The 20,238-nt window shown below is 33.6% G+C and carries 18 protein-coding genes; 15 read left to right on the forward strand and 3 right to left on the reverse strand.

Translation table 11 applies throughout. The features are described from left to right. Positions 1 to 33: 33 nt before the first annotated feature. Both yihA and B4L98_RS05965 read right to left on the reverse strand, forming a co-directional pair. Entirely contained in the window at positions 34 to 666 is a 633-nt protein-coding gene (yihA, locus tag B4L98_RS05960; RefSeq protein ID WP_084106860.1) for a ribosome biogenesis GTP-binding protein YihA/YsxC, read from the reverse strand. A gap of 2 nt (positions 667 to 668) precedes the next feature. Further along, on the reverse strand, positions 669 to 1,451 hold the full coding sequence (locus tag B4L98_RS05965; RefSeq protein ID WP_038332809.1) for an alpha/beta fold hydrolase: 783 nt from the start codon (positions 1,449 to 1,451) through the stop codon (positions 669 to 671). A gap of 262 nt (positions 1,452 to 1,713) precedes the next feature. On the opposite strand from B4L98_RS05965, the gene mraZ reads away from it, so the two are divergent. The 15 genes from mraZ (at position 1,714) to B4L98_RS06040 (ending at position 18,557) form a co-directional block, all read left to right on the forward strand. Further along, on the forward strand, positions 1,714 to 2,175 hold the full coding sequence (mraZ, locus tag B4L98_RS05970; RefSeq protein WP_038332815.1) for a division/cell wall cluster transcriptional repressor MraZ: 462 nt from the start codon (positions 1,714 to 1,716) through the stop codon (positions 2,173 to 2,175). Continuing rightward, positions 2,168 to 3,073 carry a 16S rRNA (cytosine(1402)-N(4))-methyltransferase RsmH gene (gene rsmH, locus B4L98_RS05975; protein WP_125349647.1) on the forward strand — a complete coding sequence of 302 codons (906 nt, stop codon included), beginning with the start codon at positions 2,168 to 2,170 and terminating at the stop codon, positions 3,071 to 3,073. Before mraZ ends, rsmH begins: the two co-directional genes overlap by 8 nt. Before the next feature lie 9 nt (positions 3,074 to 3,082). Beyond that, positions 3,083 to 3,442, forward strand: a complete 360-nt coding sequence (locus B4L98_RS05980; protein WP_052217625.1) for an FtsL-like putative cell division protein — start codon at positions 3,083 to 3,085, stop codon at positions 3,440 to 3,442. Next, positions 3,420 to 5,402 (forward strand): penicillin-binding protein, encoded by a 1,983-nt coding sequence (locus B4L98_RS05985; RefSeq protein WP_291077770.1) that lies wholly within the window; start codon positions 3,420 to 3,422, stop codon positions 5,400 to 5,402. The genes B4L98_RS05980 and B4L98_RS05985 overlap by 23 nt, the downstream gene beginning before the upstream one ends. Next, positions 5,399 to 6,862: a UDP-N-acetylmuramoyl-L-alanyl-D-glutamate--2,6-diaminopimelate ligase gene (locus B4L98_RS05990; protein ID WP_286494794.1), complete on the forward strand. Its 1,464-nt coding sequence runs from the start codon at positions 5,399 to 5,401 to the stop codon at positions 6,860 to 6,862. Before B4L98_RS05985 ends, B4L98_RS05990 begins: the two co-directional genes overlap by 4 nt. Positions 6,863 to 6,865: 3 nt before the next feature. Next, positions 6,866 to 8,107, forward strand: coding sequence for a phospho-N-acetylmuramoyl-pentapeptide-transferase (gene mraY / locus B4L98_RS05995; protein ID WP_221855353.1), 1,242 nt, complete (start codon positions 6,866 to 6,868; stop codon positions 8,105 to 8,107). Positions 8,108 to 8,110: 3 nt separating this feature from the next. Further along, a complete protein-coding gene (gene murD / locus B4L98_RS06000; RefSeq protein ID WP_286494791.1) occupies positions 8,111 to 9,445 on the forward strand; it encodes a UDP-N-acetylmuramoyl-L-alanine--D-glutamate ligase in 1,335 nt (444 codons plus the stop codon). A 15-nt stretch (positions 9,446 to 9,460) separates the two neighbouring features. After that, entirely contained in the window at positions 9,461 to 10,660 is a 1,200-nt protein-coding gene (locus tag B4L98_RS06005) for an FtsW/RodA/SpoVE family cell cycle protein (RefSeq protein ID WP_180905153.1), read from the forward strand. Then, positions 10,632 to 11,738 (forward strand): undecaprenyldiphospho-muramoylpentapeptide beta-N-acetylglucosaminyltransferase, encoded by a 1,107-nt coding sequence (murG, locus tag B4L98_RS06010; RefSeq protein ID WP_286494790.1) that lies wholly within the window; start codon positions 10,632 to 10,634, stop codon positions 11,736 to 11,738. Before B4L98_RS06005 ends, murG begins: the two co-directional genes overlap by 29 nt. Continuing rightward, positions 11,738 to 13,078 carry a UDP-N-acetylmuramate--L-alanine ligase gene (murC, locus tag B4L98_RS06015; RefSeq protein WP_221855345.1) on the forward strand — a complete coding sequence of 447 codons (1,341 nt, stop codon included), beginning with the start codon at positions 11,738 to 11,740 and terminating at the stop codon, positions 13,076 to 13,078. The genes murG and murC overlap by 1 nt, the downstream gene beginning before the upstream one ends. A 1-nt stretch (position 13,079) precedes the next feature. Then, positions 13,080 to 13,811, forward strand: a complete 732-nt coding sequence (locus tag B4L98_RS06020) for a cell division protein FtsQ/DivIB (protein ID WP_236688178.1) — start codon at positions 13,080 to 13,082, stop codon at positions 13,809 to 13,811. Further along, positions 13,798 to 15,249 (forward strand): cell division protein FtsA, encoded by a 1,452-nt coding sequence (gene ftsA / locus B4L98_RS06025; RefSeq protein WP_291047152.1) that lies wholly within the window; start codon positions 13,798 to 13,800, stop codon positions 15,247 to 15,249. The genes B4L98_RS06020 and ftsA overlap by 14 nt, the downstream gene beginning before the upstream one ends. Before the next feature lie 55 nt (positions 15,250 to 15,304). Beyond that, positions 15,305 to 17,149, forward strand: a complete 1,845-nt coding sequence (gene ftsZ, locus B4L98_RS06030) for a cell division protein FtsZ (protein WP_286494801.1) — start codon at positions 15,305 to 15,307, stop codon at positions 17,147 to 17,149. 101 nt (positions 17,150 to 17,250) lie between these two features. Next, positions 17,251 to 17,703: a GatB/YqeY domain-containing protein gene (locus tag B4L98_RS06035; RefSeq protein ID WP_125349638.1), complete on the forward strand. Its 453-nt coding sequence runs from the start codon at positions 17,251 to 17,253 to the stop codon at positions 17,701 to 17,703. Positions 17,704 to 18,026: 323 nt separating this feature from the next. Then, positions 18,027 to 18,557: a septal ring lytic transglycosylase RlpA family protein gene (locus B4L98_RS06040; protein WP_125349637.1), complete on the forward strand. Its 531-nt coding sequence runs from the start codon at positions 18,027 to 18,029 to the stop codon at positions 18,555 to 18,557. Between the two features lie 128 nt (positions 18,558 to 18,685). Here B4L98_RS06040 and mqo read toward each other — a convergent pair whose 3' ends face one another. Continuing rightward, on the reverse strand, positions 18,686 to 20,161 hold the full coding sequence (gene mqo / locus B4L98_RS06045) for a malate dehydrogenase (quinone) (protein WP_125349636.1): 1,476 nt from the start codon (positions 20,159 to 20,161) through the stop codon (positions 18,686 to 18,688). Positions 20,162 to 20,238 lie beyond the last annotated feature (77 nt).

Below are 20,238 nucleotides of genomic sequence, written 5' to 3' on the forward strand. Positions count from 1 at the left end.
AAACAAAAAAGTCGGAACTATGTTCCGACTTTTTTAATATTCTTTTTTGTATTGTTCTTTCTTAAACTCGTCTACAAGATGTTCGTTCAAACTATCAATGTAGCCTAAGATTTCTAATTTACCAATTTTACTCGAAGCCGAACTTGTAAATATTTTTGGTAATTCTTCCCAAGTTTTTAATAACTCGTTTTTGTAGTGATTCAAGTTTTTTTGCATTTGTGTACTCGTTAGTTTGTCTAATTTTGTAAACACAATCGCAAACGGAATTTGTTTGTTTCCTAACCATTCCATAAACTGTAAATCTATTTTTTGAGGCGTGTGTCGAGAATCAATCAATAAAAAAACATTGACCAAGTTTTTACGAAACTCAATGTAATCATAAATCATTTTATTGAAACCACCACGAACACCTTTTGGTGCTTTAGCAAAACCATAACCAGGTAAATCGGCTAAATACCAAGTATCGTCCATTTCGAATGTATTAATCAATTGAGTTTTACCTGGAGTTGCAGAAGTTTTAGCTAATGCTTTTTTATCTGCTAACATATTGATTAATGATGATTTTCCAACATTAGAACGCCCAATAAATGCGTATTCTGGTTTGAAAGGATCTGGACAATCTGTATATTTTTGCGAACTTTTTACGAATTCAGCTTTTTTAATCATAATTATGCTTTAGTGGCTGGATCTAATTGTTTTTCGATTAGCCATTTGTATAAAATTTCGTTGAATAATTCAGGGTGTTCCATCATTGGAGCGTGCCCACATTTATCAATCCAAAATAAAGAAGCGTCTGGTAATTCTTCTTCAAATTCTATTGCAACTTCTGGTGGAGTTACATTATCTTGTTTTCCCCAAATCAAACAAACAGGCATTTTGATGTCTTTTAAATCATCTTTCATGTTAGATTTGATCGCGTCTCTTGCGATATATAAAGTTTTGATAGCTTTATTTCTGTCATTTACAGTGTCAAAAACATCATCTACAATTTCTTTTGTAGCGATAGCAGGATCGTAAAAAACTTCGCGCGTTTTACGTTCTACATATTCGTAATTACCACGTTTTGGATAAGTTTCTCCAAAAGATTTTTCGTACAAACCAGAACTTCCTGTTAAACAAAGTGCTTTTACATATTCTGGATGTCTGTGACAAACCATCAAACCAATATGTCCTCCTAAAGAATTTCCAACTAAAATAGCTGGTTCTTTAACGACTTCTTCAATAAAATTTGCAACATGTTTTGCAATATTTTTGATATTAGTATTGATGACAGATAAAGAATATAATGGCAATTCTGGTGCGAAAACCTTATATCCTCTTTGTGCATAATAATTTGTAAGTGAGCTGAAATTGCTAAGTTCACCCATTAATCCATGAAGCAAAACAATTGGTTGTCCTTCTCCTTCTTCTATGTAAGAGAACTTATCTTTTTTCTTTAAGCTAAAAAACATTTACTCGATATTAAGTCGACAAATTTAATTAATTATATTTTTTATTTCGTGGTTTATATGAAAAACTTTAACAATCCATATTAATCACTTATCAAAACAAGGTCTATATAAACATTATTTCTCATTTTATACATGGGGTTAGCGTTAGAAAAAACATAACTATCTGATACTAAATTTTAAATTGTTGATAACTATTTCAATAAAAGTGGTAAAAAATGGTAATTTGTGGTAATATTTTATTTATTTTTGGAAAAATTCTATCATGAATTCATTAATTGGAACATATGAGTGTAAGGTAGATACAAAGGGTAGGCTCCCAATACCAGCGGGTTTGAAGAAACAACTTGCTGAATGTTTGGAAGATGGCTTTGTGTTGAAAAGATCTGTGTTTCAAAATTGTTTAGAGCTGCATCCAATGAAAGAATGGGAAAAAGTGATGAATGATTTGAATAAATTGAATCGATTTGTGAAGAAAAACAATGATTTTATTAGAATTTTTACGGCTGGATTAAAAATTGTCGAAGTTGATGCAAATGGAAGGCTACAGATTTCAAAAGATTTAGTGAAATTTGCAGAAATTAATAAAGAAGTTGTTCTGAATTCTTCTGTAAACATGATCGAGATTTGGGATAAAGACAAATATGAAGAGTCGATTAATGTAGATGATTTAGATTTTGCTTCTTTGGCAGAAGATGTAATGGGAAATTTAGGAGAAGATGAGTGAATATCATAATCCAGTATTATTAAAAGATAGTGTTGATGCGTTAATTATTAACGAATCAGGTATATATGTAGATTGTACGTTCGGGGGTGGAGGACACTCACGTGAAATATTAAGTCGTTTGGATCAAAATGGAAAATTATTTTCATTTGATCAAGATGTGGATGCGGTTCGCAATAAAATTGATGATAATCGATTTGAGTTAGTTGAGCAAAATTTTAGATTCTTGAAAAATAATTTAAGATTTCGTGGAATAAAACAAGTGGATGGTGTTTTGGGTGATTTGGGAGTTTCTTCTCATCAGTTTGATACGCCAGAACGTGGTTTTTCAACTCGCTTTGATGGAGAATTGGATATGCGAATGAATCAGAATGCAAAACTTTCTGCCAAAACAATTATTAATGAATACGAAGAAGAAGATCTTGCTCGTGTTTTTTATGATTTTGGAGAATTGCAAGGTTCGTATCGTTTGGCGAGAGAAGTTGTGAAAGCAAGAGCAGATAAACAAATTAATACAATTGATGAGTTGAAGCAAATTTTTTCATTCATTCCAAAAATGAAAGAAAATAAATTTTTCGCTCAAATGTTTCAGGCATTACGAATCGAAGCAAATGATGAAATGGCTGCATTGAAAGAGATGTTAACGCAATGTGGAGAAGTGATAAAACCAGGTGGTCGTTTGGTGATTATTTCGTATCATTCGTTAGAAGATCGTTTAACAAAACGCTACATGAAAAACGGAATGTTTGAAGGTGAACCTGAACGTGATGTTTTTGGAAATTGGTCGGCACCTTTCAAACCTTTACAATCAAAGGTGATTGTGCCAACGCAAGAAGAAATTAATGAAAATCCAAGAGCGCGTAGTGCGAAAATGCGTATTGCGGTTCGTAATGAGGATTAAGAAATAGGAATGGCAAAAAAGAAAAAAATATTACCAGAGAAAAAAACTTTTACAGGTTTGTTGAGAGGTGAGTTTTTAATCAAAACTGGCTCAGAACAAAACTGGAAGTTCATGTTGTATCTGGTAGGTTTGGCTTTTTTGAGTATTTCGAGTTCGCATTTAGTTGATCGTAAAGTGGTTCGAATCGCTGAATTACAAGATAAAGTAGAAGATTTAAAATCTCAATATACAGATAAGCATCGCGATTTGATGCGTATGCAATTAGAAACGGAAATTTTGGAGCGTACAGCAGTGTATGGTTTGAAAATTCCAGATAAACAACCTTATTATATAGTAGACAAAGTTTATGACGAAGTCAGCGAAAAATAAAAACAATATTGTCATCAAAGGATGGGTATTTGCCGGCGCGCTAGCGATTTGGGCCATCTTTATTATTGTTTTTATGTTTCGAATTAATATTGTAGAAGGGGTTGAATTAGAGCGTTTTGCTGAAAAGAATAATTTTAGATTAGATACCGTTACGGCGGAGCGTGGTAATTTATATGCTTCTAATGGCGCATTAATGGCTACAACTGTTACAAAACACAATGTTTATGTGGATTTGACGGTGATCAAAGATGAATTATTTAAAACAGAAATGCACAATCTTGCCGATTCTTTAGGTAAGATGTTTACAAAATCACCTTCTTATTTTTACGACAAATTTTCGACAGAACGTAAAAAGAAGAATCGCTACATGATGTTAGTAAAAGATTTGGATTATGAGCAATATCAACGCATCAAAAAATTTCCAATCTTCAACAAAGGTCAAAACAAAGGTGGATTTATTCATGAAACTGAGTCAAAACGAGAATTAATTGTTCAAGACATTGGTGTTCGTACAATTGGTTACGATGATCAACGCGGAAAAGTTGGGTTAGAAGGAGCTTATTCTGACTTATTAAGCGGTATTGAAGATCGTCGTTGGGAGCAATTTATGGGACGTGGAAAATGGAAACCAATGAAAAGTTGGGAGCAAGAGCCCCAAGCGGGTTCATCAGTTTACACAACAATAGATGCCGATTTACAAATGGTTGCTTACGATGCTTTGTACAAACAACTTTCTGAATTTGAGGCGCAACACGGAAGTGTAGTCGTGATGGAAGTTCAGACAGGGAAAGTTCGTGCAATTGTGAATTTATCTCGTAAAAAAGATGGAACATATATAGACGATTATAATTATGCGGTTGGTGAAGCTGCAGAACCAGGATCTACTTTCAAAACAGTTTCGTTGCTTGCAGCAATGGATGATGGTTTTATTAATAAAAACTCGACAGTAGAAACGGGAGGTGGAAGTTATAAATTCTATGGTCGTACGATTACAGATACACACGGATACGGAACATTGACTGTAGATGGCGTGATGAAAAAATCGTCTAACATTGGTACAGCTAAAATTATAAATAAATATTACGGAGAAAATCCAAAAGCTTTCTTCAAAAAAATGGATAAATGGCATATGACTTCGCCTCTTGGAGTTGATATTCTTGGAGAAGGAAGTCCAATTATGCACCGTCCAGATAGTAAATCTTGGAGTAATATTACGTTACCTGTAATGGGTTATGGATATGGTTTACAGTTAACTCCAATTCAAATTGTGACTTTCTACAACGCAGTGGCAAATAATGGTAAAATGTTGAAACCATTATTTATGGATAAAATCACACGTAAAGGTGAACCTGATAAAATTTTCGAACCAGTTGTTTTGGTTGATCAATTAACTTCTTTGGAAAATGTAAAACAAATGCAAGAAATGCTTCGAGGAGCAGTAGAACAAGGAACGGGACGTATTATTAGTAATAGTAATTACGATATTGCTGGTAAAACAGGTACTGCTCGTGTTGATTATTGGAAGCGAGACGGTAAAGGAATGCAATATCGTGCATCATTCGCAGGATATTTTCCAGCAGAAAAACCAAAGTATTCTTGTATTGTTGTTGTGCACAAGCCAAATACAGCCAAAGGGTTTTATGGAGGTAGTGTAACTGCTCCGGTTTTTAAGAAAATTGCCGATTGGGTATATTCAAAAACTCCCATACCTTTGCCACGCGATTTAGTAAAAAAGAACGCGGTGAAAGAGTTTAAAAAAGGAGATGATATTAATGTTAGTAATTCTAAAAATATAGTGCCAAATGTGACTGGTCATACAGGATCTAAAGCAATTCCGGTATTAGAAAATTTAGGGTTAGATGTACAATATTCAGGGTTTGGAAAAGTAACAAATCAATCCATTCCTGCGGGAACAAGATTTAAGAAGGGTGAGACAATTTATTTAATGTTGGAAGGATGAGAAATTTAGTTGATGTATTATATAAAGTTTCCATCTCAGAAACGATTGGTTCAACAAAAGTTGAAGTCAATAATATTCAATTTGATTCAAGAAAAGTATCAAACGATGATGTTTTTGTTGCTGTAAATGGAGTTACAGTTGACGGTCATCAGTATATAGAAAAAGCGATTGGTTTAGGTGCTAAAGCAATTGTTTGCGAAGTTTTGCCAGAAAATTTAGTTGATGGAATAACGTATGTGAAAGTTGAAAATTCAACGATTGCATTAGGAATTTTAGCTTCTAACTTTTATGGAAATCCAACAAAAGATTTAAAACTTGTTGGAGTTACAGGTACGAATGGAAAAACAACAACGACAACTTTGTTGTACGAATTGTTTACAAAATTAGGTTATGCTTGTGCATTAATTTCGACGATTAAAATTGTGATTGATGGTGAAGTGATTCCGTCTACCCATACAACGCCAGATATTTTGACATTGAACAAAATGTTTCGCGAAGCGGTAGATAGAGGATGCGAATTTGCTTTTATGGAAGTTTCTTCGCACGGAATTCATCAAAATAGAATTGCTGGTTTGCATTTTGAAGTGGCTGGATTTACGAATATCACACACGATCATTTAGATTATCACAAAACGTTTGCAAATTATCTTGCAGCAAAAAAGAAATTCTTCGACGATTTGCCAAAAACGTCTACGGCAATTTCGAATGCAGATGATAAAAACGGAAAAGTAATGCTTCAGAATACAGTTGCTACGAAAAAATTGTATGCGCTAAAAACTGATGCAGATTTTAAAGGAAAAATTATTGAACACCAATTTGATGGAATGCAATTAGAATTCAATGGAAAAGAATTCTGGACATCATTAATTGGTCAATTCAATGCATATAATTTATTATTAGTTTTTGGTGTAGCGTCAATTTTAGGACAAGATGAATTAGAAGTTCTAAAAGCGTTGAGCACACTTGGAAATGTTGATGGTCGTTTTCAAACATTCAAAACAGAATCAGGAATTATCGTAATCGTAGATTATGCACATACGCCTGATGCGTTAGAAAATGTATTGGATACAATAGAAGGAATTCGTACCAAAAATGAAAAATTAATAACAGTTGTAGGTTGCGGTGGAGATCGTGATAAAACAAAACGTCCTGAAATGGCGGATATCGCGAGCGAAAAATCTAATCTTGCCATTTTTACATCAGATAATCCAAGAACAGAAGATCCAGAAGAAATTCTTCGTGAGATGGAAGTTGGTGTAAAAGCACAATTTTATAATCGCACCTTGAAGATTACAGATCGAAAAGAAGCTATAAAAACAGCACTTAAAATGGCCGAACCAAAAGATATTATTTTAATAGCGGGAAAAGGTCACGAGACGTATCAAGAAATTAACGGAGTAAGAACACATTTTTCTGATGTAGAAGTTGCATCAGAATTGAGTAAAATATTGAACAAATAAAGAATGTTATACTATTTATTTGATTATTTAGAAGGTATCCATTTTCCAGGAGCGCGTATGTTTCAATACACGTCTTTCCGCGCGGGAATGGCAATTTTATTGGCAATGTTCATCAGTTTGTTTTACGGAAAACGAATCATCAGTTATTTACGTAAAGAACAAATGGGCGAAATTGTTCGTGATTTAGGTTTAAAAGGACAAATCGAAAAAGCAGGAACGCCAACAATGGGTGGTTTAATCATCATTTTGGCGACATTAATTCCGACTTTACTTTTTGCGAGATTAGATAATATTTACATTATTATTTTGTTGGTTTCAACAATTTGGTTAGGTGTGATTGGTTTTTTAGACGATTACATCAAAGTTTTTAGAAAAAACAAAGAAGGTTTACAAGGTAAATTTAAAATTTTAGGACAAGTTGGTCTTGGAGTTGTAGTTGGATTAATGCTTTATTTCAGTCCAACAGTTACTGTAAAACATCAAGAAAATAGAGTAAAAACGCCTGTAGGAACAGAACAAACAGAATACAGCCGACAAATAAAATTTGGTTCAGAAGAAAAAACGTTAGAAACAACAATGCCTTTCGTGAAAGGAAATGAATTTAACTATTCTGATATTTTATTTTGGATGGATGCGCAAGATCGACCAACATGGGCGGTTGCAGCGATTTTTATTTTTGCAGTAATTTTTATCATTACAGCAGTTTCGAATGGAGCAAATTTAACAGATGGAATCGACGGTTTAGCAGCAGGTAGTTCGGCTGTGATTATGGCGGCAATCTCGATGTTTGTTTTCGTTTCCGGAAATTTAATGTTCGCCGATTATTTGAACATTATGTTTATTCCGCGTTCAGAAGAAGTCTTGATTTTCTGTGGAGCTTTCCTTGGAGGTTTGATAGGATTTATTTGGTATAATACCTATCCAGCTCAAGTGTTCATGGGAGATACAGGAAGTTTAACAATCGGAGGAATTATTGCTGTTTTAGCAATTATCGTTCGTAAAGAATTATTATTACCAATTTTGTGTGGAATATTTTTCGCAGAAAGTTTATCAGTAATGTTACAGGTGTCTTATTTCAAGTACACGAAAAAGAAATTTGGTGAAGGTCGTAGAATCTTTTTGATGTCTCCTCTACATCACCATTTTCAGAAGTTAGGTTATCACGAAAGTAAAATCGTGGTGCGTGCAATTATCATCGGAATCATTTTAGCGGTAATTAGTATTATTACCTTAAAGATTAGATAAAAAATGAAAAGATTTGTCGTTTTAGGAGGAGGAGAAAGTGGCGTAGGAACAGCTATTCTAGCGAAGAAAGAAAACTTTGATGTTTTTCTTTCGGACATGGGACAAATAAAAGACAAGTATAAACAACTTTTGGAGGAGCACGGAATTGCTTATGAAGAAGGTCAGCACACAGAAGAATTAATTCTGAATGCCGATGAAGTAATGAAAAGTCCAGGTATTCCAAAAAAATCAGCGCTAATTCAGAAATTAGAAGCGAAAGGAATTTCAATTATTTCTGAAATTGAATTTGCGTCTCGTTATACAGATGCAAAAATTATTGCGATTACAGGATCTAATGGAAAAACAACAACAACAAGTTTGATGTTCCATATCCTAAAGCAAGCTGGATTAAATGTAGGATTAGGTGGCAACATCGGAAAAAGTTTTGCAAAATCTGTAGCTGAAGATAACTTCGATTATTATGTACTAGAAGTAAGTAGTTTTCAGTTAGATGATATCAAAATAGATTTCAAACCGTATGTTGCAATTTTACTGAACATTACACCAGATCATTTAGACCAATACAATTATCAGTTTGATTTGTATGCAAAGGCTAAATTCAGAATTACTGAAAACCAAGATGAAAACGATTATTTTATCTACAATTTGGATGATCCAAAAACAATGGAGATGATTGATAAGATTGATATTCGAGCTCATCGCAAACCGTTCACAATGATGGATGCAACAAATGAAGCATACGCAAACAATGAATTGTTCCGTGTGAACGATTCGAATGGTGATTTTACAATGTTAGTGAATGATTTAGGATTAATTGGTAAACACAATGTTTCTAATTCATTGGCTGCGGCTGTAGCTGCAAAAATTATTGATATCAATAATGAGGAACTAAAAAAGAGTTTGTCTGATTTTAAATCGGTTGAACATCGTTTAGAGCCTGTTTTGACAATTGGAGGAATAGATTTTATCAACGATTCTAAAGCAACAAATGTGAATGCAACATATTTTGCTTTGGAAAGTATGACGAAACCAGTTGTTTGGATTGTTGGAGGAACTGATAAAGGAAACGATTACAACGAAGTTTTACCTTTCGTGAAAAAGAAAGTGAAAGCAATTGTTTGTTTAGGTGTTGATAACGCAAAAATTGTTGATTTTTTCAGTCCATATATCGATACAATTGTTGAAACAAATACAATGAAAGATTGTGTAGAACAATCATATAAATTAGCAACAAAAGGAGAAACGGTTCTTCTGTCACCAGCTTGTGCAAGTTTCGATTTGTTCAAAGGTTACGAAGATCGTGGAGATCAATTTAAAGAAAACGTACGCAAATTATAATAACATAACCAACCAATGTCTAACATCGTACAAAAATATTTTAAAGGCGATAAACCGCTTTGGGCTTTCATTTTATTGTTAGCACTATTTTCGTTCTTACCTGTTTATTCTGCAAGTTCTAACTTGGTGTATACGGTAGGATCGGGAACTATTTTTGGGCATTTAGGTAAGCACGCTGTGATTTTATTAATTGGTTTATTTATCATTTATGGATTACAACGTATTGATTATCGTTGGTTTGGTTTGTTTGCTTTAACAGCGGTTGTTATACTTTCTGGAGTTTTGGCAATAACACTCGTACAAGGACAAACCATTGGAGGTGCAAATGCTGCGCGTTGGTTAACTATTCCAGGGACTGGAATTGGTATTCAGCCTTCGATGATTGCTTCGCAAGCGTTGTTGATTTATATAGCTCGTTATTTAACAAAAAATAGAGACAAAGAATATACATGGAAAAATACAGCAGTTCCATTATTCTTACCAATTATTGTAATTGTAGGATTAATCTTTCCTTCTAATGGTTCAACAGCGTTGATGTTAGCTGGAATGTGCGGAATATTGTTGATTATTGGTGGATTTCCATTCAAATATTTATTTACAATTGCCGGAGTAGGTTTAATACTCGGTGGCGGATTCGTGTGGATGGCTTTATCTCGACCAGATTTAGTAACAAATTCTCGTGTGCACACATGGATGTCACGTATCGAGAAATTTAATGACGATTCTGGATTAGAAAGTTATCAAGTTTTACACGCAAAAGCTGCAATTGCGAGAGGATTGAATGAAATGGCTGGACCAGGAAAAAGTGTTTTCAAACAAACTTTACCGCAGTCATCATCCGATTTTATCTTCGCGATTATTGTAGAAGAATATGGTGCAATTGGTGCAATTCTATTAATCGGAATTTTCCTTCTGATTTTAATACGGATTTGTATCATCGCATCTAAAATTCATACCGTTTTTGGTACGCTACTTGTATTTGCAGTGGGCTTACCAATTATTATACAAGCGATGGTAAACATGGCGGTAGCGGTTAATTTAATTCCTGTAACAGGGCAACCATTGCCAATGATTAGTTACGGAGGAACATCCATTTGGATGACATGTATTTCGTTCGGAATAATTTTGAGTGTAAGTACTCAGATTAAATCGCAAGAAGAATTAGAACAAGATAGAAAAGTATTAAGTGAAGAATACATCGAAGACATCGCCTAAAGTTTTAATAAGCGGCGGAGGAACAGGTGGACATATTTATCCAGCCATTGCAATTGCAGACGAAATAAAACGTCGTTTGCCAGATGCACAAATTTTGTTCGTTGGAGCAGAAGGAAGAATGGAAATGGAAAAAGTGCCAAAAGTTGGGTATGACATAAAAGGTTTACCAATTTCTGGATTTGATAGAAGTAACATGAAAGCGAATTTAAAGTTCCCTTTCAAATTGATAAAAAGTTTAAATCTTGCAAAGAAAATCTACAAAGATTTTCAGCCAGATTTAGCTGTTGGTACAGGAGGTTATGCAAGTGGACCAATGTTGTGGGTAGCGGGAAGTAAAAATGTTCCGATTTTATTACAAGAACAGAATTCGTTTCCAGGAGTTACCAACAAAATTTTGAAAAATAAAGCTAGTGCTATTTGTACAGCTTACGAAGGAATTTCTCAGTTTCCGCAAGAAAAAGTGCATTACACAGGAAATCCTATTCGTGCCGAAATTTTTCAAAATTTACCTTCAAAAGCAGAAGCAATTTCAGCTTTTGGATTAGATCCAGAAAAACCAACTATTTTATCAGTTGGTGGTTCACAAGGATCAAGAGCAATGAACAATGCTTGGTTAGAAAACCTTGACGAATTTGTTGCAAGTGGCGTTCAATTGATTTGGCAAACAGGAAAGTTAGATTATCAAAAAATCAAAAATTTGGTTGGCGATAAATATCCAACGATTCATGTAACCGAATTTATTTTCAACATGAAAGATGCTTATGCAGCTTCGGATATGATTGTTTCTCGTGCAGGAGCAATGGCGATTTCGGAATTGTGTATTGTAGGAAAAGCAACTATTTTGCTTCCATTGCCAACAGCGGCAGAAGATCATCAAACCAAAAATGCACAAGCATTGGTTGAAAAGGATGCAGCGATCATGGTGAAAGATGCAGATGCAAAACAAATTTTAGTCAAAGAAGTAATTGCTTTGGCGAATAATGAAGAATTAAAAAATAAATTATCTCAAAACATTAAGCAATTAGGGAAACCGTACGCAACAAAAAAGATTGTAGATATATTATTGAATTTATTATAATGAATATTTTAGATAAAACATATTATTATTTCATCGGTGCAGGAGGAATCGGAATGAGTGCTTTGGAACGTTTCTTCAAGTCAATCGGAAAAGAAGTTGTAGGTTATGACAAAACACAAACCGAGTTAACAACTGAATTGATTGCTGAAGGAATTGATATTCATTTTGAAGATAACATCGAGTTAATTCCAGCAGGAATTAATCCAAAAAATACGTTGGTAATTTATACGCCAGCAGTACCAAAAGATCATTCAGAACTAAATTATTTTTTAGTGAATGATTTTAAAGTCATGAAACGTTCAGAAGTGTTAGGTGAAATTACCAAACATACATACAATATTGGTGTTGCGGGAACACATGGAAAAACAACGACTTCATCTATTTTAGGACATATCCTAAAAGTTGCGAATGTAGAATGTACAGCTTTTTTAGGTGGTATTGCAGAAAATTACGATTCGAATATCATCTTAAATGGATCTAAATATACAGTTGCAGAAGCCGATGAGTTTGACCGTTCTTTCTTACGTCTTTCTCCAAAATTAGCGATTATCACAAGTGATGATGCAGATCATTTGGATATTTATGGTGAGCGTGATGAAGTGAAAAAATCGTTTCAAGAATTTGCGGCAATTGTGGAAGAAAAATTATTTGTTCACAAAGGTTTGCCTTTCGAAGGAGCTTTTACGTATGGAGTAGATTTGGACGCAGATTATGATGGACACAATGTAAGAATTATTGATGGACATTATGTGTTTGATGTAAAAACGCCAAACGGTTCATTGACAGACGTTGGAATTTTATTACCAGGCCATCACAATATGGAAAATGCGGTTGCGGCTTTGGCTGTTGCAGATTATATGGGTGTTCCTCATGATAAAATTAAAGAAGCTTTATCAACTTTTGTTGGAGTTAAAAGACGTTTTAATCGTTTCGAAGCAAATGGAAAAATTTACATCGACGATTATGCACATCATCCAACAGAATTGAATGCAGCAATTCGTTCAGTTCGTGAACTTTATCCGGGTAAAAAAGTGTTGGGAGTATTTCAGCCTCACTTATTTACACGTACAAGAGATTTCGCAGAAGAGTTTGGACAAAGTTTATCGCAGTTAGATAGTTTGATTTTATTAGACATTTATCCTGCCAGAGAGTTACCAATCGAAGGAATTACTTCAAATTGGTTGCTAGAAAAGGTGAATTTAAATGAAAAAATAGTATCTTCATTAGAAGATAGTTTAGCAAACATCAAAAAACAAGATTTTGATGTATTATTGACTGTTGGAGCAGGAAATATTGATACAATTGTTAAACCAATAAAAGAGTGGTTAAGTGAAGCGTAAATTGAAAATCATAAAAGTGATTTTTGGAGTTGCCTTGCTAATCGGTTTGATTAGTTTTACGGTAATTAAGAATGCTTCGCGTACTGTGAAAAAAATTGACGTGGCGTTTGTTCAGCCAGTTGATAATTATTTTATTAATGATGAATCGATAAGAGAAATTATCAACAAAGATGGAAAAGACATTCTGAAACAATCTCTACGAGAGGTGAATGTAAAAGAAATCGAACAAAAAGTAAGTGAGAGTCCTTTTGTGGATTCTGTACAAGTCAGTAAAGATATCAACGGACATTTACGACTTGACATAAAAGCAAACTCAGCAGTAGCAAGAATAAAGACGCTGAAAAATGAATTTTATTTGACAACAAAAGGCGGAAAAATGCCTTTATCTAAATTAAATTCAGCGGATGTAATTTTAGTTTCTGGTGATGTAAAACCGAATGAATATGAAGATTTGAGTAAATTTGTTCAAGCTTTGAAAGCTGACGATTTATTAAAAAATCACATCATAGCCATTCAAAAAGTGGGACAACGTTCTTTTAATTTAATTGTAAACACAGGAAACTATTATATAGAATTAGGAACTTTAAACAACTTTGAACAGAAGTTACATAATCTAAAATTATTCTATAATCAATACATTGATTTTATAGGAACTGAAGATTATGAAAAATTGAGCTTGAAATTTGTAAACCAAGTTGTAGCAACCAAACGAATAAAAAATGGAGAACAATAGTAAGATTGCAGTTGGCTTAGACATAGGGACTACAAAGATTGTAGCGCTTGTCGGACGAAAAAATGAGAACGGAAAAATCGAAATTCTTGGACACGGACAAGCAAAAAGCTTAGGTGTACACAGAGGTGTTGTAAATAATATTACACAAACCATTAACTCGATAAAAGAGGCAATTGATAAGGCTGAAAGATCATCTGGTGTCAAAATTACTGATGTTACTGTTGGTATTGCCGGACAACATATTCGTAGTTTACAACATAGCGATTACATTACTCGTACCAATTCAGAAGACGTGATTGATGATAATGATTTAAAGTTATTAACAAATCAAGTTTACAAATTGGTCATGTTACCTGGAGAAGAAATTATCCATGTTCTTCCTCAAGAATTTAAGGTTGATAACGAAGGTGAAATCCGCGAACCAATCGGTATGTACGGAAGCCGTTTAGAGGCTAATTTCCATGTGGTTGTAGGACAAGTTTCATCCATCCGAAATATTGCACGTTGTGTAAAAGCTGCTGGTTTACGTTTGGCAAGTATTACTTTAGAACCAATTGCATCATCTAGTGCTGCGCTTAGCGAAGAAGAGAAAGAAGCTGGTGTTGCATTGATTGATATAGGTGGTGGAACAACGGATATTGCAATTTTTAAGGATAATATTATTCGTCACACATCTGTTATTCCGTTTGGAGGAAATGTGATTACAGAAGACATTAAAGTTGGATGTTCTATTATTGGAAAGCAAGCCGAAGCTTTAAAAGAAAAATTTGGTTCTGCTTGGCCAGGAGAAAATAAAGAAACTGAAATTGTATCGATTCCTGGTTTAAAAGGACGCGAAGCAAAAGAAATATCATTAAAAAGATTGTCACAAATTATTCATGCACGTGTGCAGGAAATTTTGGAACAAGTATATTTGGAATTGAAAAACTACGGTTGCGAAGATCAAAACAAAAAATTGATTGCAGGAATCGTTTTAACAGGTGGTGGATCTAAATTGAAACACATTCGTCAACTTACAGAATATGTAACAGGAATGGATGTAAGAATTGGATACTCTAACGAACATATTGTTGGTGCAAAAGCTGAGGAAATTAGCGGACCAGAATATGCAACATCTGTTGGATTATTAATGAAAGGTTTAGAAGAATTAGCGGCGAATTATCAGCACGAAATTTATGAAAAACCAGTTATTAATAATTTAAATAACCAAGAAGAATTAGAAATTGGAATTCAACCAACACAACAAACTAAGACTGTGAAAGCTGAAATTGTTGTTGAGGAAGAAATTATCCAAAAACCAAAAAGAGAAGAAGTAGTAGACGAATTCTTGGATCAAGAAATTGGTGAAAAGAAAGAAGCTAAATCTAAACCAGAAAAGAAAAATTTCTTTTCGAAATGGACGGATAAATTTATCCAAATGATCAACGAAACTGAATAATAAGAATAAACTAGAATAAATTACGAATCAATTTAATAAGAAGAATATGAGTGATATGTTAACAGGAGATATTGTGTTCAACTTACCAAAGAGCCGATCTCAAGCTATCAAAGTAATCGGAGTAGGTGGTGGAGGTAGTAATGCCGTAAACTACATGTTTGAACAAGGAATTGCAGGTGTAGAATTTGTAATTTGTAATACGGACTCTCAAGCATTAGCAAATAGTCCAGTACCAACAAGAATTCAATTAGGACAAGCAATAACAGAAGGTTTAGGAGCTGGAGCAAATCCTGAGGTAGGAGAGCAATCTGCTATCGAAAGTATGGATGATGTAAAAGCTGTTTTAGACGAGGGTACTAAAATGGTATTTATTACTGCCGGAATGGGTGGTGGTACAGGAACCGGAGCAGCACCAGTAATTGCTGGTATTGCAAAAGAAATGGATATCTTAACAGTTGGGATTGTTACAGCGCCATTCTTTTTCGAAGGAAGAATGAGGTTGGAACAAGCCGAAAAAGGTATCGAAAAATTAAGACAAAATGTCGATTCATTAATTGTTATCAACAATGATAAATTACGTGAATTATACGGAAACTTAGGTTTCAAAAATGGTTTCTCGAAAGCTGATGAGGTTTTAACAACAGCAGCTAAAGGAATTGCAGAAGTTATTACTCAACACTATGCAATGAACATCGATTTACGTGATGCGCGTACAGTACTTAAAAATTCTGGTACAGCAATCATGGGATCTGCGCAAGGTTCTGGTGAAAACAAAGCGAAAGACGCAATTTCTTCTGCTTTAGATTCTCCATTGTTAAACAACAACAAAATTACGGGTGCACGTAACGTATTGTTATTGATTTTGTCTGGTAATAACGAAATTACAATGGATGAAATCGGTATCATCAATGATTACATTCAACAAGAAGCTGGTAATAGTGCAAATATTATCATGGGTATTGGTGAAGACTTAGATTTAGGAGATTCTATCTCTGTAACTGTTGTAGCAACTGGTTTTCCTACAGAAGATCAGGCGTATACAGGAAAAGAGGAACAAAAAATTGTACATACATTAGAGGAAGAACAACCAATTAATAAAACGTTATCAGTTGAGCAACCTTTTGTGAATCGTGTAAAACCAATGACGTTAGATTTTGGTCGTTCTAATGCTTCTCAGCAAGCACCACAAACGCCTCAACAAAATCAAACGCCAGAGGCTCCTCAAAATAATTATCGTCAAGCAGATATTAACCAAAGTTTTCAACAACAAACTTATCACAATACGCCAGAAGAATCTTTCGAAGAAAATAATTCTCCAAAGCGTTATGTTTTAGATGATATTGATGATGAGCCAGTGCAAGAGAGACGTTCTTATGATGATTTCGAACCACGTTTGAAATCAGATTTTAATCGTCCGCAAGAACCAACGAATAATGTAAATAATAATCAAACATATAATTCATATTCTAATCCTGTAGCTTCAGAACAGTCAAATTATCCTCAAAATAATTATGCTGGATATCAAGCTCCAAAGAACGAAGGATATGGAAATGTAGAGCCAGTTCAATCTAATGTAGCTCATTCTGTTGCTCCACAAGCTGAAGAAGTACAAGTTGCTATAGATCCATTTAGTCAACCAATTGAGCAATCAAATGATCCTGAATTGAATAGTATGATTGAAGAAAGAAGAAATCGTTTGAAACAATTTAATTTTAAATTCAACAACACGATGACAAATTCTCAAGTAGACGAATACGAAGCAATTCCTGCTTATAAACGTCAAGGATTGAATTTATCTGATCGTAATGATAATCAATCTTCTGATTTTTCTGTAGGAACTAATCGTAACAACGAAACGCAAATTCGTCCAAACAATTTTCTACATGATAACGTAGATTAATAAACGATCACTCGTAAAAAATATTCTTATTATAGAAAAGGTTCATTGCTTTTGCGATGAGCCTTTTTTTGTCTTAAATTTGTAGTCTAAAAGCAAAACAAATGAATTTAGAAACTCAAATAATGGCACAGTTAAAAGAAGCGATGAAAGCTAAAAATACTGTTGCTTTAGAAGCTTTAAGAGCTGTAAAATCTGAATTATTATTAGCAAAAACATCAGGTGCTAACGGAGAATTATCAGAAGATCAAGAAATTGCTTTATTACAAAAATTAGTAAAACAACGTAAAGAAGCTGCTGAACAATTCGAAGCAAATGGACGTGCTGAATTAGCTGAAAAAGAATTGGCACAAGCAGAAGTTATTCAACAATTTTTACCTGCTCAATTATCAGACGAAGAATTAACAGCTGCAATTACAGAAATTGTTGCAGAGGTTGGCGCTACTTCTCCAAAAGATATGGGAAAAGTAATGGGAGCTGCTTCATCTAAATTAGCTGGTAAAGCGGAAGGAAAATTAATTTCAGCTAAAGTAAAAGATATTTTAGCTAGTTTATAATTGATTTTTAAATCTTTAAAAATTAAGAAAAGGTAAAGTTTATAACACTTTACCTTTTTTATTTCTTTATTAGATAAATTTCTTCAAATTATATAAAATTATTATTTATTGATAATCAATAGTATATCCGATTTAAATAAATAATTCCCAAAAAAATTAGGATTATAGTTTTATTTTAACATTAAATTAACAAATCGCTGTAAGCATCTAAATTCGCAAAGCACAAGAGATTTTAGAATTAAAAATCAATTGATTAGAATAATTCTAAATAAGAAGCTGTTTATACCCTTAAATTTGCAAAGTAAATCAGAAAAATCTAAAGGATGACGAAAAGCATTACAGCGTTTATAGCAATGTTAATGATTTTTCCAATAGCAAATGCTGATGGTAAAATTTTTAAGGATTCTGGTAATAATGACACAATTATTATGCCAGCTTCTGAGAAAAGATTTAGTAACGATATTGATAATGATACCATCAAAAAAGATACATTATCAGTTGAAGATGAAAAGTTGGTTGGAGAACTTATCGAGAATAGTGCTCGAAAAATCTCGACAGGAGTTGTTTCTTGGTATGGAGACAAATTCCACGGACGCAAGACAGCTAGTGGTGAAACGTATGACAAACACGAACTAACAGCTGCCCATAAGTCTTTACCATTTGGTACGAAAGTAAAAGTTACGAATATCAGAAATGGTAAATCTGTAGTTGTAGAAATCAACGACAGAGGTCCATACGCTAAATCTAGAGTTTTAGACTTAAGTCAAGCTGCATTCAGCGAAATTGGTCACACCAATACAGGAGTGATGCAAGTTGAATACGAAATTATCAAAAGCGAAGACAAGAAAGACTAAGATGTTCAGAAAAAATTAAAAGGTTTGAGAATTTATTCTCAAACCTTTTTTTATGCTCTTAAGTTTCGTGCAAAAAAAATCCTGACAAATGAATATCAGGATTTATAATTATATGATGTAAGAAAATCTTAATCTAAAATTTTAAGCACTTTAGTTGTACGGGCTCTTGATGCTTCAACTAATTCAGCTTGTGCTAAATCTTCACCGTAAGAAGGGATCATTTCTTTGATTGCTTCGTTCCAGTTGTTTTTCATCAAGTCTGGGAAACATTGTTTCATTAAGTTCAACATTGCACTAACAGATGTAGATGCTCCTGGAGAAGCTCCTAATAAGGCAGACATTGTTCCATCTTGAGATGTTACGATTTCTGTACCAAATTTTAAAACTCCTTTTCCATCTTGTTTTTCGATTACTTGAACACGTTGTCCTGCAGTTTGTTCGAACCAATCTTCTAGTTTAGCTTCAGGAAAATATTCTTGTAATTCTTCTACTTTTTTCGCTTTAGATAACATCACTTGTTCTACCAGGTATTTTGTTAAATCGATATTGTTTAATCCACAATTCATCAAAAATCCTACGTTTCCTAAGTTTACAGATTTGAATAAATCGCAATTAGATCCGTATTTTAAGAATTTTGTTGAGAATGTTGCAAATGGACCAAATAATAGAGATTGTTTTCCATCAATAACACGTGTATCTAAGTGAGGAACAGACATTGGTGGTGCACCAATTTTTGCTTTTCCATATACTTTTGCATGATGTTTTTTGATTACTTCTTCGTTTTGACAAATTAACCATTGTCCACCAACTGGGAAGCCACCAAATTTTTTCGATTCTGGAATTCCAGATTTTTGTAACAATAAAATTGCTCCTCCACCTGCACCAATAAATACGAAATCAGCATTAAGTGCTTTGTTATTTCCAGATTTTAAATCTTTTACTTTAACTGCCCATTTTCCGTTGCTAAGACGAGTTAAGTCTTTTACTTCGTGTTCAGTTTCTAACGTGATTTCTTTTTTGTCTTGTAAACCTTTGAAAATTTGACGCGTTAATTCACCAAAATTCACATCAGTTCCCAAGTTCATATGCGTTGCCGCAACTTTTTCATTACCTTTTCTACCGTCAACAATTAATGGAGCCCATTCTCTGATTTTAGAAACATCATCCGAATATTCCATATCCTTAAATAAAGGATGCTGAGATAATTTTTCGTAACGTTTTTTCAAGAAATTTACATCGTCATCGCCCCAAACAAAAGACATATGTGGAGTAGGACGTAAGAATTTTTCTGGAGAAGAAACGTAATTATTTTCGACTAAGTAAGACCAAAACTCTTTCGAAGTTTCAAATTGTTTTGCAATATTAATTGCTTTATCAATATTAACCACTCCATTTTTGTCCATTGGTGTATAATTCAATTCACAAAAAGCAGAGTGACCAGTACCTGCATTATTGAAAGCATCAGAGCTTTCAAATCCAATCTTATCTAATTTTTCGAAAACAGAAATCTTAATAGCCGGATTTATTTTTTTAAGAAGTATGCTTAAAGTAGCACTCATGATACCAGCACCAACTAACACTACCTCTTGAGGTTGTTTTTCCATTTCTCAAAAATATATTTACGTTGCAAAGGTATTAATAAATAGCCTTTTTTGCGAAATAATACGCAGAAAAAACAATG

The organism is Empedobacter sp. UBA5528 (genome assembly GCF_002426075.1).
GTDB classification, from domain to species: Bacteria; Bacteroidota; Bacteroidia; order Flavobacteriales; family Weeksellaceae; genus Empedobacter; species Empedobacter falsenii_B.